Annotated in this window: 25 protein-coding genes and 1 pseudogene; 12 read left to right on the top strand and 14 right to left on the bottom strand. The window is 70.1% G+C overall.

What is annotated here, in order from left to right:
- Positions 1 to 16 precede the first annotated feature (16 nt).
- On the top strand, positions 17 to 310 hold the full coding sequence (locus VYJ16_RS04075; protein ID WP_336349030.1) for a hypothetical protein: 294 nt from the start codon (positions 17 to 19) through the stop codon (positions 308 to 310).
- A 20-nt stretch (positions 311 to 330) separates the two neighbouring features.
- Here the strand turns inward: VYJ16_RS04075 and VYJ16_RS04070 are convergent, their stop codons facing one another.
- Entirely contained in the window at positions 331 to 594 is a 264-nt protein-coding gene (locus VYJ16_RS04070; RefSeq protein ID WP_336349029.1) for a DUF7533 family protein, read from the bottom strand.
- A gap of 157 nt (positions 595 to 751) precedes the next feature.
- On the opposite strand from VYJ16_RS04070, the gene VYJ16_RS04065 reads away from it, so the two are divergent.
- Complete coding sequence (locus VYJ16_RS04065; protein WP_336349028.1) at positions 752 to 1,369, top strand: riboflavin synthase; 618 nt, start codon at positions 752 to 754, stop codon at positions 1,367 to 1,369.
- Positions 1,370 to 1,439: 70 nt separating this feature from the next.
- Here the strand turns inward: VYJ16_RS04065 and VYJ16_RS04060 are convergent, their stop codons facing one another.
- Positions 1,440 to 2,594: a PrsW family intramembrane metalloprotease gene (locus tag VYJ16_RS04060; RefSeq protein WP_336349027.1), complete on the bottom strand. Its 1,155-nt coding sequence runs from the start codon at positions 2,592 to 2,594 to the stop codon at positions 1,440 to 1,442.
- Between the two features lie 190 nt (positions 2,595 to 2,784).
- On the opposite strand from VYJ16_RS04060, the gene VYJ16_RS04055 reads away from it, so the two are divergent.
- From VYJ16_RS04055 to VYJ16_RS04045, 3 genes are all read left to right on the top strand, one after another.
- Complete coding sequence (locus VYJ16_RS04055) at positions 2,785 to 2,958, top strand: hypothetical protein (RefSeq protein WP_336349026.1); 174 nt, start codon at positions 2,785 to 2,787, stop codon at positions 2,956 to 2,958.
- Between the two features lie 155 nt (positions 2,959 to 3,113).
- Positions 3,114 to 3,542 (top strand): DUF7532 family protein, encoded by a 429-nt coding sequence (locus VYJ16_RS04050; RefSeq protein ID WP_336349025.1) that lies wholly within the window; start codon positions 3,114 to 3,116, stop codon positions 3,540 to 3,542.
- Positions 3,539 to 4,990, top strand: a complete 1,452-nt coding sequence (locus VYJ16_RS04045; RefSeq protein WP_336349024.1) for a ribonuclease FAU-1 family protein — start codon at positions 3,539 to 3,541, stop codon at positions 4,988 to 4,990. The genes VYJ16_RS04050 and VYJ16_RS04045 overlap by 4 nt, the downstream gene beginning before the upstream one ends.
- Before the next feature lie 49 nt (positions 4,991 to 5,039).
- On the opposite strand, the pseudogene VYJ16_RS04040 reads toward VYJ16_RS04045, so the two are convergent.
- Positions 5,040 to 6,366 (bottom strand): annotated as a pseudogene (locus tag VYJ16_RS04040) (RNA-guided endonuclease InsQ/TnpB family protein).
- A gap of 53 nt (positions 6,367 to 6,419) precedes the next feature.
- Here VYJ16_RS04040 and VYJ16_RS04035 point away from each other — a divergent pair.
- Positions 6,420 to 6,551 (top strand): hypothetical protein, encoded by a 132-nt coding sequence (locus tag VYJ16_RS04035; protein WP_336349023.1) that lies wholly within the window; start codon positions 6,420 to 6,422, stop codon positions 6,549 to 6,551.
- A gap of 201 nt (positions 6,552 to 6,752) precedes the next feature.
- On the opposite strand, the gene VYJ16_RS04030 is transcribed toward VYJ16_RS04035, so the two are convergent.
- Together VYJ16_RS04030 and VYJ16_RS04025 are read right to left on the bottom strand one after the other, a co-directional pair.
- A complete protein-coding gene (locus VYJ16_RS04030) occupies positions 6,753 to 7,142 on the bottom strand; it encodes a DUF5611 family protein (RefSeq protein WP_336349022.1) in 390 nt (129 codons plus the stop codon).
- 37 nt (positions 7,143 to 7,179) lie between these two features.
- The gene (locus tag VYJ16_RS04025; RefSeq protein WP_336349021.1) at positions 7,180 to 8,379 is read right to left on the bottom strand and encodes a DUF7093 family protein; all 1,200 of its coding nucleotides are present in this window, start codon (positions 8,377 to 8,379) and stop codon (positions 7,180 to 7,182) included.
- A 135-nt stretch (positions 8,380 to 8,514) separates the two neighbouring features.
- Between VYJ16_RS04025 and VYJ16_RS04020 the strand changes: the two genes are divergently transcribed.
- The 3 genes from VYJ16_RS04020 to VYJ16_RS04010 all read left to right on the top strand — a co-directional run bounded on the left by VYJ16_RS04020 (position 8,515) and on the right by VYJ16_RS04010 (position 10,263).
- Positions 8,515 to 8,724, top strand: coding sequence for a dodecin family protein (locus VYJ16_RS04020; RefSeq protein WP_336349020.1), 210 nt, complete (start codon positions 8,515 to 8,517; stop codon positions 8,722 to 8,724).
- Positions 8,725 to 8,824: 100 nt separating this feature from the next.
- Positions 8,825 to 10,036, top strand: a complete 1,212-nt coding sequence (ilvA, locus tag VYJ16_RS04015) for a threonine ammonia-lyase (RefSeq protein WP_336349019.1) — start codon at positions 8,825 to 8,827, stop codon at positions 10,034 to 10,036.
- Between the two features lie 2 nt (positions 10,037 to 10,038).
- A complete protein-coding gene (locus tag VYJ16_RS04010; RefSeq protein WP_336349018.1) occupies positions 10,039 to 10,263 on the top strand; it encodes a hypothetical protein in 225 nt (74 codons plus the stop codon).
- Here VYJ16_RS04010 and VYJ16_RS04005 read toward each other — a convergent pair.
- From VYJ16_RS04005 to VYJ16_RS03980, 6 genes are all read right to left on the bottom strand, one after another.
- Entirely contained in the window at positions 10,245 to 11,315 is a 1,071-nt protein-coding gene (locus VYJ16_RS04005) for a metal-dependent hydrolase (protein ID WP_336349017.1), read from the bottom strand. The two genes, VYJ16_RS04010 and VYJ16_RS04005, sit on opposite strands and share 19 nt — an antisense overlap.
- A gap of 109 nt (positions 11,316 to 11,424) precedes the next feature.
- On the bottom strand, positions 11,425 to 11,778 hold the full coding sequence (locus VYJ16_RS04000; RefSeq protein WP_336349016.1) for a hypothetical protein: 354 nt from the start codon (positions 11,776 to 11,778) through the stop codon (positions 11,425 to 11,427).
- A gap of 28 nt (positions 11,779 to 11,806) precedes the next feature.
- Positions 11,807 to 12,757, bottom strand: coding sequence for a hypothetical protein (locus VYJ16_RS03995; protein ID WP_336349015.1), 951 nt, complete (start codon positions 12,755 to 12,757; stop codon positions 11,807 to 11,809).
- Positions 12,754 to 14,049 (bottom strand): PQQ-binding-like beta-propeller repeat protein, encoded by a 1,296-nt coding sequence (locus tag VYJ16_RS03990; protein ID WP_336349014.1) that lies wholly within the window; start codon positions 14,047 to 14,049, stop codon positions 12,754 to 12,756. Before VYJ16_RS03990 ends, VYJ16_RS03995 begins: the two co-directional genes overlap by 4 nt.
- A gap of 84 nt (positions 14,050 to 14,133) precedes the next feature.
- Entirely contained in the window at positions 14,134 to 15,507 is a 1,374-nt protein-coding gene (locus VYJ16_RS03985) for an NAD-dependent succinate-semialdehyde dehydrogenase (protein WP_336349660.1), read from the bottom strand.
- Positions 15,508 to 15,601: 94 nt separating this feature from the next.
- A complete protein-coding gene (locus VYJ16_RS03980; RefSeq protein WP_336349013.1) occupies positions 15,602 to 17,428 on the bottom strand; it encodes a Rieske 2Fe-2S domain-containing protein in 1,827 nt (608 codons plus the stop codon).
- A gap of 154 nt (positions 17,429 to 17,582) precedes the next feature.
- On the opposite strand from VYJ16_RS03980, the gene VYJ16_RS03975 reads away from it, so the two are divergent.
- Together VYJ16_RS03975 and VYJ16_RS03970 are read left to right on the top strand one after the other, a co-directional pair.
- Positions 17,583 to 18,458: a redoxin domain-containing protein gene (locus VYJ16_RS03975; RefSeq protein WP_336349012.1), complete on the top strand. Its 876-nt coding sequence runs from the start codon at positions 17,583 to 17,585 to the stop codon at positions 18,456 to 18,458.
- Positions 18,459 to 18,590: 132 nt separating this feature from the next.
- Positions 18,591 to 19,034, top strand: a complete 444-nt coding sequence (locus tag VYJ16_RS03970; protein ID WP_336349011.1) for a nuclear transport factor 2 family protein — start codon at positions 18,591 to 18,593, stop codon at positions 19,032 to 19,034.
- Between the two features lie 148 nt (positions 19,035 to 19,182).
- On the opposite strand, the gene VYJ16_RS03965 is transcribed toward VYJ16_RS03970, so the two are convergent.
- The 3 genes from VYJ16_RS03965 to VYJ16_RS03955 all read right to left on the bottom strand — a co-directional run bounded on the left by VYJ16_RS03965 (position 19,183) and on the right by VYJ16_RS03955 (position 21,608).
- Positions 19,183 to 19,521: a hypothetical protein gene (locus VYJ16_RS03965; protein WP_336349010.1), complete on the bottom strand. Its 339-nt coding sequence runs from the start codon at positions 19,519 to 19,521 to the stop codon at positions 19,183 to 19,185.
- 153 nt (positions 19,522 to 19,674) lie between these two features.
- Positions 19,675 to 21,057: a serine--tRNA ligase gene (gene serS / locus VYJ16_RS03960; RefSeq protein ID WP_336349009.1), complete on the bottom strand. Its 1,383-nt coding sequence runs from the start codon at positions 21,055 to 21,057 to the stop codon at positions 19,675 to 19,677.
- 236 nt (positions 21,058 to 21,293) lie between these two features.
- Positions 21,294 to 21,608, bottom strand: coding sequence for a HalOD1 output domain-containing protein (locus VYJ16_RS03955; protein ID WP_336349008.1), 315 nt, complete (start codon positions 21,606 to 21,608; stop codon positions 21,294 to 21,296).
- 215 nt (positions 21,609 to 21,823) lie between these two features.
- Here VYJ16_RS03955 and VYJ16_RS03950 point away from each other — a divergent pair, with 215 nt between their 5' ends.
- On the top strand, positions 21,824 to 23,245 hold the full coding sequence (locus VYJ16_RS03950) for an arylsulfotransferase family protein (protein ID WP_336349007.1): 1,422 nt from the start codon (positions 21,824 to 21,826) through the stop codon (positions 23,243 to 23,245).

Genomic DNA, 23,245 nt, shown 5'->3' with positions numbered 1-23,245 from the left:
AGCCGACGGCCCCCGCATGAGCGTGCTACGCGCACTCCGAACCGACCCGTCCGTGCGCCGCCCCGCCATCGTCGCGCTCGCGCTTGCGGCCTTCGTCGTCGCCGCGGACCGCGTGCTCGCGGCCGCGTTCGCCTCCGACACCGCTATCGCGCCGTGGCTTCCCCGCCTCGGGACGCCAGGAGAGACGGCGATGTACTACCTGCTGCTCGTACGACTGGTCGAGGCCGTCGCCCTCCCGGCCGCCCTCGTCTGGACGGGGTACGCGTACGGTCGGCACACCGCGACCGTCGACGGGTCCGCGGACGCGTAAGTTCCGACCAAGCGAGGGCGTCAGCCGTCGCCGTCGCTCGCGTCCGCGTCCTCCTCGGGGTCCTTCGCGACGAACCCGACCGCCTTCGCGACCGCCAGGCCCGGCACGTCCTGCGGGGTCGTGACGTACTTCTCGACGAGCAGTATCATGATGCTCACGCCGACGAGCGCGGGCCCCCACGTCGTCTCCCCGCGGAGCGTCATGTCGACGCCCGCGAGCGCGATCGGGGCGGCGATGACGACCGCCACCATGAGCGAGAACTGCTCGGAGATCGAACGAGGCATTTGCCGTCCGTACCCGCTACGCGACCAAAAGCCCGCCGGGACTCGCCTCGCGGTGCTCGCCTCCGCGACGACCGGGACCGACACCGCTCTCGGACGATCGCGCGCTCGACGACCGGGGACCGACACCGCTATCCGGCGGTCGAGCCAACCCGCAGGCATGTTCACGGGTATCGTCGAGGAGACCGGGGAGGTCGTCGACGTCGCGGTCACCGAGGACGGCCGGCGGCTCACCATCGCCGGCGACGTCGTCCTCGGGGACGTCGCGCACGGCGCGAGCATCGCGGTGTCGGGCGTCTGCCTCACGGTCGAGGCGTTCGACGACGAGACGTTCGAGGTGTTCCTCGCCGAGGAGACCGTCGCGAAGACGTACCTCGGCGACCTCGACGTCGGCGACGCCGTCAACCTGGAGCGCGCGATGCCGGCGGACGGCCGGTTCGACGGCCACCTCGTCCAGGGGCACGTCGACGCGGTCGCCGCGGTGACGAACGTCGACTCCACGGGCGGCGAGGACTGGTTCTTCGAGTTCGAACTCCCAGCGCGCTACGCGGACTACGTCGTCGAGAAGGGCTCCATCACGCTCGACGGCATCAGTCTCACCATCGCCGACCTCCAGGCCGGGAGCGGGGACTCGGGGCCGCGCGTCACGGTCGCCATCGTCCCGACGACCTACGACGTGACGACGCTCTCCGAGAAGGGAGTCGGCGACCCCGTCCACCTCGAGGTGGACGTCGTCGGGAAGTACGTCGCGTCCATGCTCGACGGTTACCAGGACTGACCGGCGCGGAACGCGGTCGAACACTCGCTGGAAGAACCGGTCGCGCCACTCGCCACGAGAAGCGAACGCGCTACCAGCCGCTGTCGTCGTCCTCGACGGTGGACTCCCATCCGGCGTCGGTCTCGGCGTCGTCCGTCCCCCAGGTTGCCGTCGATTCGTCGGCCTCCTGAGCGGACTGCGCGCGCTTGGCGCCGGGTGCGATGGGGTCGTCGTTCGTGCTCGGGTCGATCTCGGTCGCGTCCACGGGCGCGTCCGGGTCGTAGGTACGTCCCGCGTCGACGCGATTGTACGCGTCCCGGTAGTTGTAGAGTTTGAGGACGAGGAAGCCGCCGGCGACGCCGTCGAACGCGACGACGTAGACGACGAACGCGACGATGGGGCCGACGCCCAGCAGCCCGCCGACGATACCGGGCGCGAACCCGATGGTGAGGTTGTAGAGGGCGTGGAAGCCGGCGGCGATGACGAGGCCCTTGAGGACGACGGCGCCGCGGTGTTCGTCGACGAACTTCGCGAGACCGAGGTAGTACCCGGCGATGCCCGAGTAGATGACGTGCCCGGGGCCGGCGAGTGCGCGGCGTTGCGCGATGTCGATCGCCTGGTCGACGACGATGCCGGTGGTCGCCTGCTGCACGAACCCCGTGACGTAGATGGCGTTCTCGATGGTCGCGAACCCGAGGCCGGCGACGGCGCCGTAGACCGCGCCGTCGACGACCGAGTCGAATCGGCCGTCGCGGTACGCGTAGAACCGGACGGCGAGCAGCTTCACGAGTTCCTCGCCGGGGGCGACGATGAGGAGGAAGTACCCGACGACGCCGAGGCCGCCGAGCGCCGCGAACAGCGGTTCGGCGGCGGTGTTGACGATGGCGGCGAAGCTCGCGAACACGAACGCGAGCGCGAACGTCGCCGCGATGAGGTCGAGTGGTTCCTTCGTGGTGACGTCCGCGACGTAGACGTACGCGGCGAGGGCGAGCGCGGGGACGGCGGAGAGTGCGGCGAACAGCGCGACGACGGGGAGTCGCGGGGTGCCGATGCTGCTCGCGAAGAGGATGGCGAGGGTGAACAGCACGGCCGTGGCGAGGACGAGACCGCGGATGGCGGGGAAGATGCGTTCGTAGAACCCGACCGCGAACCGGTCGAGTCGCGTCCGGGGCTCCCAGGTCGCGATCTCCTGGAGGTCCTCGTCGTCGCTCGCGGCGCGCTCGACCGGATCCCGACCCCGTTTCATGCCCCCGATTTGTTGCACGTGGGTCCTAAGCGTTGCCCCATCGAGCGCCGCTCCACCCGAGCGCGCGACCGGGTGCTTCCGGGGGCGTCGACGTGGCACCAACCCGTCCTTAAATGTCCTTGTATGCTATTAGCTACCACAAGTTGTTTAAGGAGGGGATTCATAAGGAACGAAGAGCCAACGTATGCTAATGACAGACGAGGACAACAGCAACCTTCTCTTCCCGGGACTCCCCACACCCGAGGACGAGAACGACCGAAAACGCGTACCGACACTCTCGAACCGACCAGCACCCGACGACGACGCCGCCGCCGCCTCTCATTCTCTGCGCTCCGCCTCCTTCTCCGCCGCCGCCGACGACTGACCGCAGCGACGAGTTTCCGTACGCCAACCCACAGTCACGCCGAGCGACGCGACCAGCGTCCGCATCGTACGACCACACCTCGAGCGCGTCCGGCGACGTCGACCGGCCGCTCGGAGACGAGGGATTTCTTACCGGCGACCCTCGAACGGTCGGGCATGCACTTCGACCAGCGCACGCAGACCGCGCTCCGCGAGGTCGGCCTCGACACCGACGACCTCCAGGCTGCGAGCGAGCGCGTCGCCGCCCTCGTCGACGAGACCGCGACGGCGCTCGGCGCGTTCTTCGACGCGCACGACGTCGTGTACTCCGACATGGACATGGCGCACAGCGCGAGCGACTACCCCGAGCACGCCGTCGACTACTGCGACGTCACGACCCACGCCGCGGAGATGCGCGGCTGGCTCCGCTTCGAGACGTGGGGCGCGTACGTCGAGGACGGCCGCGTCCTCGAACGCGCGAGCGGCGACGACGCTGCTGACTATGGGGCGACCGATTCGGGCGACCCGCTCGTGGTGGAGTTGTCGCTCGGCCCGAGCGTCCACGAGCGCGTGCGGTTCGCGCCGACGCGGGAGGCACTGGAATGAGGGCGCGCGTCCGTGGCATCTACACGACTGCCATCACGCAGCGACTGCTCGACGCCGACCACGACGTCGTGCAGGCGTCGCCGCCGATCCGCGAGCGCTTCGACCACGAGTTCGGGTTCGCACCCGCGGACGTCGCCGCGTCGACGACCGCGGACCGTCAGGGCGTCGGCCTCTCGGGCGACCCCGACGCCGTCAGGACGCTCCGCGAGGACCTCGCGGGCGTGGCCGTGGACGCGCTCTCGTGGGACGACCCGGCGCCCGAGGGGGCGGTGTTCCTCGCGCCCGTCACGGACGCCATGGGGAGCGGCGCGGTCGTCGACCTCGGCGACCGCGAGGCGTTCCTGCCGTTCGACGACGCCGACGGCTACGTCGAACCCGGGGACGTCCGGCGCGTGCAGGTCGTCGACGCGGCGCCGCCGTGGGGCGACGACCGCCCGGAGGTCGCCGAAGCGCTCGGCGTTCGCGGGGGCCTCGTCGCGCTCGACCGGGCGCGCTCGGGCGTCAGCGCGAACGTCCGCGGGGAGCGCGCAACCGAACTCGTCCGCACCACCGAACTCCTCCAGCCGGACCCGCCCGACGGCTGGGGCGTCCGCTGGCAGCGCGCCGCCGCCGACGCCGACATGAGCGCGCTCGGGGACGCGCTCGACGCCGCGAGCGACCGTGCTCGTGCACTCGACGCACTCCCCGACGGCGACCCGGACGACGTCCCGGTTCGCCTCGACACCAGCCTCGAGGAGGTCCCCGCGGCGGCGACGGCGTGGGTGTGGTTCGGGCGCGAGTCCCGGTTCGCGCTCGACGACGACCGGCGCGCGGTGGCGACGACGATGCCCGGCCACCACCGCGTCAAAGCCGGGAGTGCGAGCGCGAGCGACGCCGTCGACTTCGCCGAAGGCGTGCTCGCGCACGCCGGCGACGGCGCGTGGGGCGACGCCGACGAGACCGACGACCTCCCGTTCGCGGCGGTCGTCGACGCGTTCGGGCCGCGCGACGACGGCACCATCACCATCGAGCACGGGAAACCCGAGGGCGACCGCTACACGCTCGGCCGCGGCCGCATCACCGCGCTCGACGCCGACGCCGGCAAACTCACGGTCGAACGCGACATGACCGGCGGCGGCACGTACGACGCGCTCGGCATCCCGCGCGAGGAAGGCGACGTCGCCATCACGAAACTCACCGAAGGCAACTGGTGGTACCCGACCGTGTACCGGAGCGAGGACGGCGAGACGAAGGGAACGTACGTGAACGTCTGCACGCCCGTCGAACTGTTCCCCGACGGCGCGCGCTACGTCGACCTCCACGTCGACGTCGTCAAACACGCGGACGGCACCGTCGAGCGCGTCGACGACGACGAACTCGACGCCGCCGTCGACGCCGGCCACGTCCCGCCCGCGCTCGCCGACCGCGCACGCACCGTCGCCACGTCCGTCCAGAACGCACTCCAATGACATCCTCCCCGGCGTGAACGCCGGGGTTTCCTCGCGCTGGGGGTATCGACTACCGGCCCACGGAGGCAACTTGCGGGTTCGTATGCTCCTCGTTGGGACGGGGAGAGCGTGGTGACTCCGACCAATTGTGGTCGTCCCACTTGAGGCATACAGGCCGTGCCATCGGCCTTGCTACGTTGGTCTGCCGTCTCAGGAACGTCTCGGACGCGACGAGGTCCGCGTGGCCCTCGAAGCCACACTCGCACGTCAGCGTGTCCTGGTGTCGCGTCGTCCGGTCGGTCGACCCACAGTTCGGACACGTCTGCGACGTCCACGCTTCCGAACGCACTTCGACCGTGATACAGTACTCCTCGGCGGTGTTGGCGAGTCGCTCGACGAACGCGCGGAACGCCCAGAAGTTGTGTGTCTTCTCGTTCGCCCGGACGGACCAGCTCGTTTCGAGAACGTCCGTCAGGTCGCCGACGTACACGGTCGCGACGCCCTCCTCGTGCAGTCGCTCGACGAGGTCGCGGGCGAGCGCGTCCTGTGCGTGGTCGCGACGCCGGGTTCTCCGACGGTACAGCCGGTCGATTCGCTTGCTCGACCGGCGCTGGTCGTCCAGTTTGGACTGGAGGCGCGCGATCTCGCGCGTCGTCTCGCGGAACCGCTCGAACAGGCCGCGTCCTTCGTAGAGGTACTGCTGGCCGGTCGTGGTCGTACAGGCGACGAGGTTGTTCGCACCGATGTCCAGCGCGGTCATCAGACTACGTCTGATGGGCAACCAGAAATCTGGGATTTCTGGTGACGGCTTCTTCCGAAGCCAGTGGTTGTGCCAGTCGAGAATTGTCGATAGTGACTGGCTGAAAGGCCCTGAACTCGTCCGAAGCCTCATCGTAGTAAAGCTCCAACCGGCCCTGCTTGTCGTACTCCTTCCAGTTCGGGTCGCCCCGAACTTCGAGTCGGAGGCGCTCGCGGTAGCCAAGCCCGTACTCGTCTTTCAGGTCTTGGCCGACCAGAATCTCGAGTCGGGAGTAGTCGCCCCACTCGACCGTGTACGACGTGTTGCGGATGTACGTGCGGAGCTCGCGGTCGTCGCCACTCCCCCAGAATCCGGGTTTGCCGTTGGCTTCACCCGTTTCCTGGAGTGCGAAGAACGACCGCCACGCTTCGCGGTTCTTCCGCTCGACCTGTTGGACGGTGGACGCACCGAGCGTGCCACCGTAGCGTCCGCGGTACTCGCTGATGTCCCAGACGTCGCCGTCCGGGTCGGCGTAGTTCTCGCGGCGCTCGTAGTTGATTTCGTTCCAGAGTGCGGCAGAAGCGTCCAACAGTCGTCGCAGTAGCTCCTCGTCCTTCTCGGAGCGGGGGCGTACGACGAACTCGTTGGTGCGCTTCATCAACAGGTCGTTGCATCCGAAGACTAATGTATGTTTAGTTTTTGTATGTATGTATGGCGAAGAACATCCACGTTGTCGTCGACGACGACGTGCATGAACGGTTGAGTCGAATCAAGAACGACCACGGCCTGACGTGGGAAGGGATGTTGCTCCACGCGGCGAACGACCTAGATACCCCAGACTGAGCGGTGTCGCCGGCTGTGTCTCTGTTGTCGGATTCACGCCCGCCGTGAACGGCGGGACCCTCTCCTCGATCCAGGTAGGCTACCGGTCGCACCAGCGTGGCGTCCGCCAGGACGCCGGTTCCGTCCTGCTGCTCGGCCGCGTCGCTACGGGAACGAAGAGAGAACGAACGAGGGTGGCGTCTCCGGCGTCGACGTCGCGATTCAGGCGTCGACGTCGTGGTCGGGGTCGTCCTCGACCGAGCGCTTCAGGGAGTCGCGGCGCGCCTTCGCGTCGCGACCGGTCGCGTCGAGGAGGAACTCGTTCTTCGCCGAGACCGCTTCCTCGGCGGCCTCGAGCTCGTCGGGGGAGAGCTCCGTCGGGTCGCGCTCGTGGAACTCGACGGCGAGCTTGTCCTTCTTCGAGCCGTACTCGACGGCGCCGACGACGATGCGCTCGAACACGGGGTTGTCGGGTTCCCCGACGACGAACAGGTCGCTGCCCTTGAACTCCTCCGTGCCAGTGATGGGGCCGAAGGTCTCCTCGACGGTTCCTTCGAGGTCCGGGATTCTTTCCTCGAGGTACTCGCCACGACGCATCTTGTACTCCTTCATGGAAGGCACATTGGCGGGCGGTGGTTTACCTGTTTCGTCACTCGCCGGGGTTGCTCAGGTAGCCCTTCCGGCACTCGGGGCAGATGTCGCCCGCGCGGAGGCTCGTCCGGTCCGCGCTCTCGGCGTTCTGGCAGTTCGGACAGACGAGCTCGCCGGTCCGAGAGTGGCGTTGTCCCGGTGGTGCGGTCTCCCCGGCGGACTTGATACCGCTCGGCGAATCCGACGCCTGCTCGGGCTCCGGCTGGGTCTGCTCTCGGGCGGTGTCGTCGTCGATGAACTCCGCGTCGTAGCCGTCGTCGCCGTCGGCCGCGGCGGCGGACTCGTGTAACTGGCCGGTCGTCGCGTCGCCCGCACCAGTCTCGGCGCCCGAGACGTCCGCATTCGGCGCGCTCGCGCTCGCATCGTCGGGGCCGTCCGGCCACTCGCCGTGCTCGCGGTCGTCGTCCACGGTTCCACCGTCGCCGTCGTCGTCGTCGAGGACGACGCCGTCGTCGTCCGCGACCGCCGTCTCGTCCGCGGCCGCCGGAGCGTCCGGTGCGTCGTCGTCGGGCGCGTCACCGGTCGCACCGGGTGCGGCGTCGCCGTGCGGGTCCGGTGCGGCGTCGGCGACGGGTTCCTCGGCGTCCGCGACCGCGTCCTCGACGGCGTCGACGTCCGCGCCCTCTCCCGCGTCGTCCTCCGCGTCGTCGATGAAGACCGCGTCGTCGACCGGCGGTTCCTCGTCGTCGGCCGCGTCGGCAGCGGTCTCGTCGGCGGCCGTCGCGTCAGCGGCCGTCGCGTCGGTCCCGTCGCCGTCGGTCGACCCGGCGTCGCCGCCGATTATCTCGGCCGCCCCAGCTTCTGCGGGCGCACCCTCGTGCGCTGCTGCGTCACCGTGCGTGTCGGCACCATCGCCGGTCGCGTCCGTCCCCGGCTCGGCGTCCACGTCACCCGCCTCGGCCGCGTCGGCCGCGCCAGCCGCGTCGGCCGTCGGTTCTGCCGCCGCGCCGTCGCCCGCTTCGGGCGCCTCGGTGCCGTCGCGCGTCGGTTCCGGCGCACGCTCGGCCGGCGCCGCCTCGTCGTCGGTCGCGAGCGTCGTCACCTCCGTGTTCTCGCTGATGAGGTTCCGGTCGTCACAGCGCGCACACACCTCGTACTCGCGGACCGTCAACACCACCTCGCTTCCCTGTTCGTCGCGATCGCGCTCTATCTCGCTCTCGCCCCAGTCGTGGCCGATGAGCGAACACCTGAGACCCATTGCGCTACCGTTCCCCGTGCGAGCGTAAAAGGCTAGTGCAACCCCGGATGCAAGACCTTTCACTCCACTAACGGACCCATACCGCTCCCGGGGTGCGCGCATACCAAAGCCGGTTCGCGACCAACGTCGACTGCCATGACGGCAGTGAAAATAATCAAGGTGCTCGGAACGTCGACCGAATCCTGGGAGGACGCCGCGGCCGAAGCGCTCGCGCAGGCCAACGAGTCGGTCGAGAACATCAGCGGCATCGAGGTGGAGGACTGGACGGCGAACGTCGAGGACGGTCGCATCACGGAGTACAAGACGACGGTCGAGGTCGCGTTCCCCGTCCACCACCAGCACTGACCGCGCCAGGCCCGCCGTCGCGAGGCGACGGTTCCGCTTGAGCGGTCCACGGTTCGCTCGCCCCGAAAACGATTAGCGGGCGGGCCGGGAATCTCGTGGCATGATAGAACTCGCGGACGTGGAGGAAGCCCTGGAGCGGGTACGGGAGACGTCGCGGCACACACCGATCGAGTACTCGCATACGTTCTCGGACATGACGGGTGCGGAGGTCCACCTGAAGATGGAGAACTTCCAGCGCACCGGGTCGTTCAAGATACGGGGCGCGACCAACCGCATCATGACGCTCCCCCAGGAGGCCCGGGACAAGGGCGTCGTCACGGCGAGCGCGGGCAATCACGCGCAGGGCGTGGCGCTCGCCGCGTCGCGGTCGGGCGTCGACTCGAAGATCGTGATGCCGGAGTACGCGCCCATCTCGAAGATCAACGCGACCCAGAGCTACGGCGCGGAGGTCGTGCTGTACGGCGCGGACTACAACGAAGCGGCGGACCACGCGCACGAACTCGAGGAATCCGAGGACCGGACGTACGTGCACGCCTTCGACGACCCGTACGTGATGGCGGGCCAGGGCACAATCGGCCTGGAGATCATGGACGACCTCCCGGAGGTCGAGACGCTGCTCGTCCCCATCGGCGGCGGCGGCCTCATCTCGGGTATCGCGACCGCGGTCAAGGGCCGGAATCCCGACGTCCGCATCGTCGGCGTGCAGGCCGAGGGCGCCTCCAGCGTCGCGCAGAGCCTCCAGAAGGGCGAGATATACGAGCGCGATAGCGTCGACACCATCGCGGACGGTATCGCAACCCGCAGGGTCGGCGACCAGCCGTTCGAGGTCATCCGCGAGCGCGTGGACGAGGTCGTCACCGTCAGCGACCCCGAGATCGCGATGGCGCTCACGTACGTCCTCGAACGCGGGAAGACGCTCGTCGAGGGCGCGGGCGCCGCGCCGCTCGCGGCGCTGCTCTTCGAGAAGTTCGACTTCGAGGAGGGAGAGGTCATCGTGCCCGCGATGTGCGGCGGGAACATCGACCTGAACACGCTCACGACCGTCATCATGCGCGGCCTCGTCGCCACCGGCCGGTACGTGAAGATCAAGACCGTCCTCCGGGACCGCCCCGGGAGCCTCCAGGACCTGCTGGACGTCATCAGCGCGAAGAAGGCGAACATCTACGCCATCCAGCACGACCGCACGAGCCGCCAGATCGGGATGGCCGACACCGAGGTCGAGATCGACCTCGAGACCCGCGGGCACGACCACGTCGAGGAGCTCATCGAGGCGATCCGCGACGCCGGCTACGAGGTCGAGGTCCTGGTCTAGCTGTGGTTGCGGTTCGCGTGCGCGTCGTCGGCGCGACGGCGATGGCGCTCGCTGGCGCGGTCCTCGTCCAGCAGTCGTTCGAGCACGCGCTCTGTATCGCTGCGGGATGCTCGCCGAACCTCCTGTTCGCGCTCCCCGGCGTCGCGTTGGCGGCGGCGGCAACGTTGCTTGCGTACCGAGCGTGGCGACTGCGCGACGAGTCGTCCGCTCAGGCGACGACGAGGTAGCCGACGGCGTACGCGCCGAGTGCGAGCGCGACGGTCGCGACGGCGGTGGCGAGCGCGCGAAGCGCGCGGTCGTGGTCGGCGGGCGCGGCGACGGTGTGGCCGCCGTCGGCGAACACTGGGCGTGGGGCGGCGGCGGCGAGTGCGGCGCGACCGCGAGCGACGAGGCGGCGCGCGGTCGCGGCGAGGCCCGGGCTGGCGGCGACGACGCCGACGGCGAGCACGGAGAACACGAAGTGATAGGAGACGTCGAGCGTCGGCGCGGGGAGCGCGAGCGCCGCGAGCCCGCCAGCGACGCCGAGGAGTGCGCGCGGCGACGGCCGCACCGACCGCTCGGCGAGGTCGGCGTACACGACGAGTGCGAGCGCGATGACGGCGAGTTCGAGCGCGAACGCGCCGAGCAGGTGCAGCGTCGGGTCGGTCGAGAGCGCGACGCGGGCGTCGAGGGCGCGGGCGTCGAGCGGCCAGAGGAGCGCGGGCGGCTCGCCCGTGAACACGTCCCCGAACGGGTGGGAGGCGAGCCCGACGAGCGCGAGCACGAACGTCCCGCGGGCGTCGAGCGTGGTGCCGTAGCGGACGACGGCGGCGACGCCGACGCCTGCGGCGACGAACGCCGCGAACACGAACAACCCGAGTGCGCCGTGGACGACCACCGCGAGCGCGGCGAGCGCGGCGAGGACGCCGGCGCCGACGGCGACCGCGAGTCGCACGCGCTGCCCGCGATGCACGAGGAGCGCGAACCCGACGGCGGCGACCGGGGCGACGACGAGCGAGTGCGTCATCGACCGGTGGACGATCGTCGACGCCGCCCAGAACGCGCCCGTCACCGCGAACACGCCCTCACTGCCACCGACAGCGCCGCCAGCGCCGACGGTCGCGGCGAGCGCGACGTCGAGGACGCCCGTCGCGGCGTACGCCATGTCCGCGTCCGGGACCGCCGCGAACGCACCCGCTATCGCACCGAGGACGAGCGCCCGCCGGCCGTCCACGTCGAACGCGCGGCTGGCGACGGCGGCGACCACGGCGAACGCGACCAGCGAGTGACCGACGAACAATTCGACCGTTGTACGTGGCCCGAGCGAATAAACGACTCGCTACCTGTGCGAACGAATCGCACGCCCGCCACGTCGCTGGCGCGGCGTGCCAGTGCCACGCGCCACGGGGTCAGAGGAAGGCGACCGCGAGCACGACGAGCCCGCCGAGCACGATGACCGCGCCGCCGCGCTGCAACTGGCTGGCGGTGCCGTCGTCCGCACTTCCGGCGACGTCCGTCGCGTGACTGATCTGTGCGCCCCCGAAGAGGACGATGAACGTCCCGACGATGGCGGCCTGCACGTCGAACGCCGTGTCGAGGCCGACCGCGGGCGCGCTGACGTCCGTGAGTTCGGCGGCGACGATGGCGACGAGGAACACCGCGGCGAGCGCGAGCTTCCCGCGCGCCCCGGCGAGTGCAGTCGAGGCGTCCATCGCGCTCCCGTCACCGTCGACGTCGGTCGCGCCGGCGTCGGAGTCTGTCATGCTCGGTCCTCGCGGCGGCGCGGCCAAGTCAGTTTCCGTTTCGCCGCTCGTCCTCGCTGCCGGCTCGTCCCTGTTGGCGTTCCTCGCGTGCCGCACGCCACTGTTCGCGTTCTTCGCGCGCCTCGACGGCGTAAATTGTCGCTGCGACCGCGCCGATGGCGCCCGCGAACGTGTAACTCAGGACGGTTCCGAGCGCGAACTTCGGGTCGCTCTGCGAGATAGCGGCGACGGTCCCGAGGTCCGCGAGGAGGCTTCCGAGCGTCCCGGCGCCGAGCACGGACAGGAAGCAGCCGAACGCTCGACCGCGAGTGAGCGCGTACGCCTCGCTCGCCGCGTCGAGCGGCGAGAGGTCGAGCGCGGCGAGCGCGGGCGCCGGGAACAGGCGCGCGGACAGCCAGAGGCCGACGAGGAGGAGCGGTGCGACCGCCGCCGGGAACACCTCGAGGAGCCAGACCGAGGCGTGCCAGGCGGCCGCGACCGCGACGACGTACGTGGTCGTCGCGAGCGCGCGCTCGACGGTCACCTCGCGGTTCGCCGCCCGCGCGACCGTCCACGTCGTCGCCACGCCCGCCGCGAGCGGCCCGATAGCGCCGAGGACGACCGTCGCCAGCAGCCACCACGGCTGGAGGCCGACGAGCGAACCAGGCGTGACCATCGTGACGCGCGTCCCGGTCGGGTACGCGAGGAACGAGAACGACAGGCCGCCCCCGATGACGTTCGGGGTCGCGTTCCCGACCGGGTCGAGGATGCGCGCGACGTCCGCGGCCGCCACCACGACAGCCGCGAGCGCGAACGCGAACAGGAGTACCGGTCGTCGCGAGACGACGCCGAACGCGCGCCGCACCGGCTTCGACGGGTCCGGCCCGCGGGGCTCGTCCCCGCCACCGCCACGGTCGCCGTCGCCGCGGTCGTCGGCCGCGTCCCGTCCACCTCGACCGTCGCGCTCGTGCTGCTCGCGGACCGCCTCCGTGACCGTCATCGCGACCCCTCCAGGCAGACGAGCGCGTTGCCGGCGACGGCGTAGAGGCGACCGTCGGCGACGACCGGCGGGCCGACCTCCCACGCGTCCGGCGGGGCGAACTCCCACGCCGTGCGGCCGGTCGCAGCGTGCAGCGCGACCAGTCCATCGCCCTCGGTCGGGACGAACGCGAGGTCGCCCGCGGCCGCGACGTGCCGCGGGTCGGTCGGGTCGAGCGCGCGCTTCCAGACGCGCTCGCCCGTCTCCCGGTCGAAGCCGTACACCGCGTCGAACCCCGAGAGGAGCACGCGGTCGTCGACGACGGTCGGCACGCCGTAGTCCGTCCTGACGTCCGTTCGCTCGCCGTCGCCGGACCGCCAGCGCACGCGCCCGCCGTCGGTCGCGTCGAGCGCCGTGACCCCGCGCCCGTCGTTCACGAACACGTCACCGTCAGCCGCCGAGACGCCCGTCCAGCGGTTCGGGTCGCCGTCGCGCTCGCGGTGCGTCCAGACGACGCGTCCGTCCGCGGGGTCGAGCGCGCGAACGGACTCGCCGAACGTCGCGACGTAGACGTGCTCGCCGACCGCGAAGAACCCGCCACCGCGTTCGCCGACGTGCCGCCAGCGCTCCCGGCCGCTCGCCGCGTCGCGCGCGACCACCGCAGCGTCGGGGCTCGCGTGGTAGACGACGCCGTCGGCGGCCACGGGCGTCGTCCCCGCGAGTACGTCGTCGCCGCCGAGCAGTCCGCCCGGGAACGGGCCGTCGTCGTCGCCGCCCACCTGCCAGCGTTCCGCGACGCGCTTCCCGACGCCGGTATCGACGCCGCCGGTCGCGTCGAGGCCGAGGACGGTGCTGGTGCTGCCGGTGACGAGCGTCGGCGTCCGGTAGCCGTCGGCGGCCGCGACAGCCAGCCCGCGTTCGGTAGGGTGGAGCGCGAACCGCTCGCTGCCGTCCTCGCGGTCGAGTCCGACGACGCCGTCGTTCGGGACGACGACGAGGTCGTCGTACGCGACCGGCTGGCGGGTCGACGGCCACCGCTCGGGGAGGTCGCCCCGCCACGCGACCGCGAGGTCGCTACGGGGTGGCTTCGCGTCCGCGCGGTGGTTCGTCCGGCCGGCGTCGTAGCCCTGCATCGGCCAGGGCGCCGCGTTCACGGTCGCGGCCGACGCATCGGTGCCGAGACAGCCGGCGAGCGCGGCGACGGCGGCGCTTCCGGTCGCAGCGAGGGCGTCACGACGCGAGATGGCGCGGTCGCGCCACCGTGCCGTCGCCCGCGACGAGGCGTCGCTCGTCGGTGGAGGGCTGGGGGGCATGCGCGGCGGTTCGCGCCGCCACAGAAAGTGTCTTGCGTTCGACCTATCGGGTCGCGCCGGTGGTTGCCCGGGCGTCGAACGCGGTCAGTCCTGGGCGTCCTGGACCCACACGGTCTTCTCGTTCAGGAACTCCTTGATGCCGTGCTGGGCGAGCTCGCGCCCGTACCCGGAGTCCTTGATGCCGCCGAAGGGGACGCGCGGGTCGCTCTTCGTGAGTTCGTTCACGAACGTACACCCGGCCTCTATCTCGCGAGCGATGCGCTCGCCGCGTTCGAGGTCTTCGGTCCAGACGCTCGCGCCGAGCCCGAGCGTCGAGTCGTTCGCGAGGTCGATGGCGTCCTGTTCGCTGTCGACGCGGAAGACGGCCGCGACGGGACCGAACGTCTCCTCGCACGCCGCGGCCGCGTCCGGCGGGACGTCCGTCAGCACCGTCGGCGGATAGAAGTAGCCCTCGCGGTCGAGGGGTTCGCCGCCGCACTCGACGGTCGCACCGTCCCGCACGGAGCGCTCGACCTGGTCGTGGAGTTCCGCCATGAGGTCCTCGCGCGCCTGCGGGCCGACGTCCGTCGCCTCGTCGGTCGGGTCGCCGACGGTCTGCGCCTCCATCTCCGCGACGAACCGCTCGATGAACTCGTCGTAGACTGCGTCGTGGACGACGAAGCGCTTCGCCGCGATACAGGACTGCCCGGAGTTCAGGAGGCGCGCGGTCACGCCACGCGTCACCGCCGCCTCCACGTCCGCGTCGTCGAGCACGATGAACGGATCCGCGCCACCGAGTTCGAGCACCGTCTTCTTCAGCTCCCGGCCGGCGGTCTCGGCGACCGCGCGCCCCGCGGGCTCGCTCCCCGTGAGCGTCACCGCACGAACGCGCTCGTCCTCGATGACCTCGTTCGCCTTCGACCCCGACACGAGGAGCGTCTGGAAGCACGCCTGCGGGAACCCGGCCTCGCGGAACACCTCCGCGATGGCCTTCGCGCACCCGGGGACGTTCGACGCGTGCTTCAGGACGCCGACGTTCCCCGCGACGAGGTTCGGCGCGGCGAACCGGAATACCTGCCAGAACGGGTAGTTCCACGGCATCACCGCCATCACCACGCCGAGGGGTTCGTGGACGACCTTCGCCTCCGCCTCCGGCGGACTCGGGAGCGTCTCGTCCTGCAGATATGCTTGGGCGTGCTCGGCGTAGTGCTCGCACACCCACGCGCACTTCTCGACCTCGCTCCGAGCCCCCGTGATGGGTTTCCCCATCTCCTCGGTCATGAGTTGGGCGTACTCCTCCTGGTTCTCGCGGAGGACGTCCGCCGCGTTCGCCATGAGCTCGCAGCGCTCGTGCATCGGGACCTCGCGCCACGAGAGGTAGCGCTCGTGAGCGGCCCCGAGCAGTTCGTCGACCTCCGCGTCCGTGTGCGCGTCGACGGTCTCGATGTGCTCGCCCGTCGCCGGATTCACGCGTTCCATCGCCATACCTCGACTTCGACAGCCCGCGGCAAGTAGATTCCCCCGCGGCGGTTTCCGGGCCGATCCCCGGTGCGTCGCGGCCGAGTGGAGTCGGTCAGTCCTCGTGGATGCTCTCGCCCCTGAGGAGGCGGCTGGCGATGGTGAACGTCTGCTCGGCTTCGCGCCTCGTCGGGGTGTGCGCGGCGAGGTAGCGCGCGGCCGCGACCGCGGCGGTGCGTTCGCGTTCGCTCGGCAGCCCCTCGGGGCCGTCGCTCGCTCGGTCGCGCGCCGCGTGGAACTGCGCGTGTGCGGCCTCGTACGCCTGGAGCGTGTGGAAGCCGGCGTCCTCGCGGAGGAGCGCGCCGCCGAGCGTCGACCAGAGTTCGCGCGGGTCGTCGGCGACCGCGAGCAGCGCGGCGGCCTCGCGGCCGGCGTCGTTCACCGCACCTTCGCGGTCGAACGCGTCCAGGAGCCTCTCGCGGTGCGTCTCGACGGTCCCGAGTTCGCCGGCGTCGCCGTCCGCCGGGTTCGGAACCGGTGCGGGCGGGCTGTTCAGGAACCGGTCGAGGTACACGCTGAACGCGCCGTCGAGCACGCCGCGGTAGAGTTCGGTGGGTTCGACGCGGCTCGCGGCCTGCTGGACGGCGTTCGCGTACGTGAACGTGTGATGCACGGTGTTCCAGTCGCCGAACTCGTTCGTCGTCCCGAACCGCGCCACCCTGGTGGCGGCGGCGGTCGCCACCTCGTGCGCGAGCGCTCCGACCGTCGCCCCGTCGCGGATGGCGTCCCGGAGGGCGTCGACGACGTCGTGCGGGTCGTCGCCCAGCAGCGCGTCCTGGAAGCCCGACGGCGGCCGCCAGTCCGGGTCGCGCTCGCCCGCGGCGAGCGTCGGAAGGGCCGCCTCGAAGCTCTCGCGCATCGCCGCCAGGTCCTCGGGCTGGCGCCACTCCGAGCCCTCCTCCGCGCGGTCCGCGTCCGTGAAGCGCGTCACGAGGCTCGCGAGGACGTCCGCCGCGTCCGCCGCGTCGTCCTCCTGGCGGACGGCGTCGGTCGTGCTCGGCCAGCCGAGGTGGTCGAGCGTCTCGACGGCCTTGTTCGTCATGTCGAAGGAGTGTCCGGCGTCGAGGTACGCGTGGTCGGTGGCGGCCGCGTACAGCATCGCCTCCACGTCCTCGCGCGAAGCGGTCTCGACCGCCGTCCTGAGGACGCGCTCGGCGCCGTCGCTGTCGCGGACCTCGACGGTCTCGCGGAACCACTCCGCGAGGCGGTCCGCGGAGACGTCGTCGACGTCGAACGCGGGCTGGTCGAAGCGAGGGGGCTCGCCCGCGCAGTCGCTCGCGACGTGCCGGAGGCCCGTGTACGTCGCGCGCTTCCGGTCGTCGCCGTCGAGCACGTCGAGCGCGTTCGTCAACGCGGCGAGGATCGTGAGTCCGCTACTCCAGCCGTCCTCGCGGTAGCGCGTCCCGAACGCGACGCCGCGCTCGGCGACGTCGACCGGGTCGACGCCCGCGTCGTCGAGGCCGACCGCGCTCTTCGCCACGACGAGCCGGAGGTTCTCCCGGAGGCCGGTGTCGAGGCGGTCGCGCCAATGCGCCGCCGGGTCGCGGTCACGCGGCGGATTCGGCTGCACGTAGACGTCGCCGTCGCGGACCTCCACGGGGTACGTCGCGACGTCGTCCGCCCACGGGTCGAACGTATCGCCACAGGACAGCTCGAAGCGCGCGTGATGCCAGTGACACGTCAGCACGCCGTCCTCGACGCTCCCATCGGATAGTGGAAAGCCCATGTGCGGACAGCGGTTGTCGACCGCGCGCACCTCGCCCTCGTGGTGGAACAGCGCGATGGCGGTGCCTCGCGCCGTGAACAGCTCCCGGCCCGCGTCCTCGAGGTCGGCGAGACTGGTCGCCCGCACGAACCCGTCGCCGTCGTCGCTCGTTGCCATACCACACGCTTCGACCGGATGGGACAAAGGCGTTCCCTGAACTCGATTTCACCAACCGGACTCGACCGCGACGACGGCACGCGCCGCCGCGACGACCCCCCCCCTGGTTCGGTGGGCACGAGGCCTAAGTACGGGCCGCGCGTACGCCGCGGTAATGCTCACGGAGGGAACCGAGGCACCCGCGTTCGCGCTCCCCGGCTACCACGACGGCGAGATCGACGAGTTCGCGCTCGACGACTACGTCGGCGAGGACGTCGTCGTCGTCGCGTTCTACCCGATGGACTTCAGCCCCGGTTGCACCGACGAACTCTGCAGTCTCCGGGACATCGACCTCCTGACGCTCATGGACGACGTCACCATCCTCGGGATATCGGGCGACTCCGTGCACAGCCACCGCGCGTTCGCCGAACAGAACGCGCTCGAGTTCCCGCTGCTGACGGACTCCATCGGCGAGGTCGCCGAGGAGTACGGCGTCCTCCACGAGGAACTCGACGGACACCTGCGCGTCCCGAAGCGCGCGCTGTTCGTCGTCGACGACCGCGGCCGCGTCGCGTACGCCTGGAGTACCGACGACCCGATGACCCAACCGGACCTCGACGCCGTCCGGAACGCCATCGACGCCGTCCAGGACGACCGCACCGCCGCCGAACGCTACGGCCGCGGCTACCAGCACTACACGTACGGACGCTCGGAGTTCGAGAACGCCCTCGGCGCGTACGACCGCGAGAACTGGCTGGACGCCGTCGCCGCGTTCGAGGAAGCGGTCGCGTACTTCGACTCCGCCGGCGGCGCGTTCGACTCCGCGCGCCGGTTCGCCGAGAGCGAGCGCGTCCACGACGCCGCGACGACCGCTCGCGACGCGAGCGACGACTTCCGGCAGGCCGCCGCGTGGTTTGCGAGCGCCGCCGAACACCGCGTCGAAGGCAAGGACGGCGTCGCCGACGAGTACCACGAGGACGCCCAGCGCCCCCACGAGTCCGCGCGCCAGGTCGGCGAACTACTCGACCCCGACGCCCTCGTGTTCGACTGAGACGCCGCCGCGGTCGCGGCCCACCACCGTGGTCGCGGTCCACCGCCGCGGCTGCTCGTCCCGCGATGCCCGACGCCCGCCTGCGGTCCGCGCACCGAGCGCTTTTCAATCCAGGGCGAGAACCACTGGAACATGGACGCCGAGGCGACGGTCCGCACGTACTACGCGTGCCTCGACGACGCGCGCTACGACGACCTCCGGGACGTACTCGCACCCGGGTTCACGCAGCGCCGCCCCGACCGCACGTTCGACGGCCGCGACGCGTTCCTCTCGTTCATGACCGAGTCGCGACCGCACAGCGACACCACGCACGACCTCGACGGCGTGTTCGTCGAACCACCGGGCGAGGACCGCTCGCACGGCGCTCGACTCGAACGCGACGGACCGGGTCGCCCGACCGCGACCGACGGCGCGGACGCGACGGGCGAGTGGACGCCGACCGCGGGCGACGAAGCCGAGACCGTCCTCGCACGCGGCACCGTCGTCCGCGAATCAGGCGACGTCCTCGTCCGGTTCGTCGACTGCTTCGACGTCCTCGCCGACCGCATCGTCGCCCTCGACACCTACACGCGGTGAGATAGCAGTCGGACGGGATACTGCTACCGTGGCGCTCACTTCCAAGCGTCGCGTCCCCGACCGTCGTCTTCACGGGAACATCCGGAACATAACGGGTAGAATCGGTACGTCAGGATACGAGTTGCCCGCTTCCCTCCAGACCTTTTCTTCACTTAGACCGGAATGTTATTCGAATCCACTGGTCGCGATGCCCGACGAAGAACGTCTCCTGGGGAATTCCCTCCTCCTGTAAACGACTACCAGTCGTGTTCACCGAGCCTGAACCGTTCTGTGCCAGCGCTCTTTCGCTCGCGACCTCCACTGGATTGTCGTCACCGAGTTCCGCTAAGGTGTACTTCGGGGACGTATTTTCGGGGGCTTCCACCAACGTCGCGTGGACCGTTACGTTCGTCTCGGTCAGAAAGCCGCCACCAGCGAGGACGAGCGCGAGGCCACCAACAAGTATCACCGCGAGTACGACCGCTCTCCGAGATATAGTCGGGGACATGTGACTTCGAGTGTACCTCTCCACCAAATCTCTTGTCCGTATACGCCGCAGGCTCCCCCCCTCTGTCCGACCCTCCGACCATCCCCGGACGTCGTCTCGGTGAATCATCCCGTCGACGGAAAGGGCGGGAATCAGTCGGCCGCGAATGCGACCTTATTCGCGGTCGCCGGCGCCGAGCGCGCTCTCGCCGACGGGACTGTGCCCCTCGATGACCTCCTGGCCGCCCATGTACTCGCGGAGCGGTTCGGGGACCTCGACGGTGCCGTCGTCGTTCTGGTAGTACTCGAGGATGGCGACCATCACGCGCGGCAGCGCGACGCCCGACCCGTTCAGCGTGTGGAGGTACTCGGCCGATTCGTGGCGCTCGGGGCGGTACTGGATGCCCGCACGTCGTGCCTGGAAGTCCTCGAAGTTCGACACCGAGGAGACCTCGAGCCAGCGGCCGCCCTCCTCGGGGCCGTCGTCCATGTCGTCGCCGGGCGCCCACACCTCGACGTCGTACTTCTTCGCCTGCGTGAACCCCATGTCGCCCGTGCACATGTCGAGCACGCGGTAGGGGAGGCCGAGTCGTTCGAGGACCTCGGTCGCCTCGTCGAGCAGGCCTTCGAGGCGCTCGTAGGACTCTTCGGGCCGCACGAAGTTCACGAGCTCGACCTTGTTGAACTGGTGGACGCGCACGTACCCCCGCGTCTCGGTACCGTGCTCGCCGGCCTCGCGCCGGAAGTTCGGCGAGTACGCCTGGTACTTCAGCGGGAGGTCGTCGTCGAGCAGGATCTCGTCGCGGTGCATGTTCGTCACCGGGACCTCCGCGGTCGGGAGCAGCCAGAGGTCGTCGTCGTCGTACTCGTCGTCCTGGCGCGCGCCGACGCGGTACGCGTCCTCGTCGAACTTCGGGAGCTGGCCCGTGCCGCGCATCGACGCCGAGTTCACCGGCACCGGGGGGAGGACGTCGGTGTACTCCTGCTCGCGGTGGACGTCGAGCATGAACTGCACGAGCGCCATCTCGAGGCGCGCCCCGTCACCTTTGACGAACTGGAACCCGCCACCCGTGACCTTCGCGCCGCGCTCGAAGTCGAGGACGTCCAGGTCCTCGCCGAGGTCGTAATGCGGCACGACCTCGTCGGGGAGGTCACGGAGGTCCTCGAACCCCCACCGGTACCGGGTCTCGTTGTCCGACTCGTCCGCGCCCGTGTGCACGCTCTCGTGAGGGACGTTCGGCACCTCGAGCAATCGCTCGTGGAGCTCCGCCTCGAGCTCGTCCGCGCGCTCCTCGACCGCCTCCAGTTCGTCCTTCAGCGCCTGCGAGCGCTCGATGGCCTCCTCGGCCTCCTCGTCCTTGCCCTCCTGCTTGAGCTGGCCGATGGAGCGACTGACCTCGTTGCGCTGATGCCGGAGGTCGTCGCCCTCCGCCTTCAGCTCGCGCCACTCCGCGTCGATCTCGAGGATCTCGTCCACGTCCACGTCCGTGACGCCCTTCCGTTCGACGGCGTCTCTGACCTCGTCGGGGTTCTCGCGTACGTACTGCCGGCTGAGCATTCTTGCCCGACGGTTCGACTGGCCCGCGGAAAATCGTATCGGAACCGTGGTCACGCGTGCCAGGCCGTGACGACCCGCTCAGAGCGTCCTCTAGCGGCTGTTCGTCGCGAACAGGAATCGGTCACGCGACCCATCGAAGGGTCGAAGAGTCGGTCACGCGGCCCAGCGAGGGATACGCGATTCAGCGAGGAATCGAAGAGTCGGTCACGCGACCCAGCGAGGAATCGAAGAGCCGGTCACCCGACGTTCACGGGTTCGGCGACGACCGTCCCCGTCCCCTCGACGGTCACGTGTCGGTCAGCGAACGTGAACGAGACGACGACGGCCGTACAATCACGTCTACCGTCCGGGTCCGAGACGAGCTTGTCGAGCGCATCCGGGTCGACGGCAGTGTAGAGCGGTTCGACGTCCGTCGCCGCCGCTCCCAGTGCGCTCGAAACGACCTCGACGACCGCGGACGACGGCTTCGTCTCCGCCCAATCGAACGTCCGCCGGGCCGTCGTCTCCCCGTGACCGTCCCCATCCCGTGACGGTCGCTCCTCCTCGTCCATACCACAGGATTCCCCAAGTACGACTTTAGCCTTCCGGACCGCGTGAGCACGTCTCGCCACCCCGACACGCTAGAGGAGACGGAGCCCGAATCCGGGGATTGCGACGACTGATGCGCCCGGAAAGGAGAACGCGGAGCGAACCAGCGGCCGGGACGCCCGGTGCGTTCGATGCGTGGGACAAGACTGATACCGAGTGCCGGTAACCGGATTGGTGTATGCGTCGTCGCTCCGTCCTCGTCGTGTTGTGTTGTCTCTGCGTCGCCGCACCAGTCGTCCTCACCGCGTCCGCCGGGACCGAAGCGTCGACGACGTCGGTCACGCCCGGCGACGCGAACCCCTGCGTCGGCACGATGGAGCGCGCCGCGAACGGCCTCACCGTCGTCAGCGTCCAGGGGATGCGGTTCGGCGACGACGGCGGGAAGCGCAAAGCACGCCTCGTCGCACTCGGCCCGCGCGGACAGATCGAGTGGGTGCATCATCGCGAGGGCACGACGTGGTCGTACGACGTCGACCCCGTCGACGACGGGACGCTGTTCGTCACCGCCACGAAGTACCGCGGGAAGGAAAAGCCCGGGCGGACGGTGTTCTACAAACTCGACCCGGAGACGGGCGAGACCGTCTGGAGCGAGACCGCGCCGTTCCAGGACACGCACGACGCCGACCTCCTCAGCGACACCGAGATACTCGTCGCGAACATGCGCGCCACCGCGAACGTCTCCGGGAACCGCGACCGGTTGCTTGTCTACAACCGGACGACCGACGAGATCACGTGGCAGTGGCAGTTCCGCGACCACTACAGCCGGGAGGCGGACATCGGCGGGAACTACAGCGAGGACTGGACGCACGTGAACGACGTCGACGCCATCAACGAGACGCACTACCTCGCGAGCCCGCGGAACTTCGACATGACCATCCTCGTGAACCGCACGAGCGGCGACGTCGTCTGGGAGCTCGGCGAACCGAACAGCGGCGAGGTGATGCGAAAACAGCACAATCCCGTGTACTACGAGAGCGAGAACGACACGTCGACGGTGCTCGTCGCGGACTCGGAGAACAACCGCATCGTCGAGTACGCACGCCGCGACGGCGACTGGCAGCGGACGTGGCGCGTCGGGAACGCGTCGTCGCTGTCGTGGCCGCGGGACGCCGACCGCCTCCCGAACGGGAACACGCTCGTCGGCGACTCCAGCAACAACCGCGTGCTGGAGGTCGCGCCCGACGGCGAGGTCGTCTGGGAGGTGTACACGCCGTGGCTCGTCTACGACGTGGAGCGCGTCCAGTACGGTGACGAGGCGGGCGGCCCCACGATCGCCGACCAGGACGCCGAAGGCGCCGTGAACATTCACGGGGACGCGGCGTTCAACGCGACCCAGCAGGAGCGCTGCGACGCCTACCTGAAGAACGCGACGAGATTCGAGGACATCGACGGCGGCTCCGGCGGCGGGAACATCGTCGGTGACGTCTTCGGCGGCGACTCGAAGGACGGAGCTGACGGCGACTCGGACAGCGACCACGGCGTGAACAGCGGTGGGTTCGTGCGAGGACTCGAGTACCTCGCGGTTGCGTTCGTCGCACTCGGCGCGATCGTCCTGAGCGTCGTCGGGTATCACTGGTACGTCGGCCGGCAAGAGGACTGA

The sequence above is a fragment of the Halorubellus litoreus genome, assembly GCF_037081675.1.
GTDB lineage: Archaea > Halobacteriota > Halobacteria > Halobacteriales > Natrialbaceae > Halorubellus > Halorubellus litoreus.
Note: the sequence above shows the minus strand (reverse complement) of the source record. Positions and strands in the feature narration are given on the sequence as shown.